The organism is Aerococcus sp. L_32 (assembly GCF_050689315.1).
Genome location: NZ_JBOEQF010001246.1, coordinates 1 through 531, shown reverse-complemented (window position 1 = coordinate 531; position 531 = coordinate 1). Strand labels below are relative to the sequence as shown.

1 protein-coding gene is annotated in these 531 nt (G+C 33.5%); it reads right to left on the bottom strand.

Annotated elements, in window-relative coordinates:
- Positions 1 to 242: 242 nt before the first annotated feature.
- Positions 243 to 464: a glutaredoxin-like protein NrdH gene (gene nrdH / locus ACRCJ0_RS19145; protein ID WP_016897158.1), complete on the bottom strand. Its 222-nt coding sequence runs from the start codon at positions 462 to 464 to the stop codon at positions 243 to 245.
- Positions 465 to 531 lie beyond the last annotated feature (67 nt).

Below are 531 nucleotides of genomic sequence, written 5' to 3'. Positions count from 1 at the left end.
TACACCACGGTAAAATCATTAAAGATTTTAGTAAAGAAGAAAAAGACCAGTTAACAGCAGGTGATTTATACCAAATCATGGCTGACTTGGCTGAATCAGACTATCAAGAACAAGAAAGTTCTATTTAACTAAATAAAAGCGTCACAGTCCAAATCCTAAATCATGATGATGAGGAAAAGGGCGTGACGCTTTTTTTATAAAAACGACTGAAGCTTATCCTTCAGTCGTTCCATTTAATTTGATTAAACTAATTTTGCTAAACGGTCTGGTTGGAAACCGTAGAAAGCTTCTTCGTTTTCAGCAACGATTACAGGTACAGCTTGGAAGCCCATGCCTTTAACTTCAGCTAATGCTTCTTCTGATTCTGTAATATCGATTGTTTGAAATTCGATTTCTTTTTCAGTTAAATATTTTTTTGTGAAATTGCATTGCATGCAATTTGGTTTTGTATATACAGTTACCATTATTATCCCCCTAAATATGCCACATGTAGTTGTGATTTATCTTATGAACACAATATATAGGGTTTAT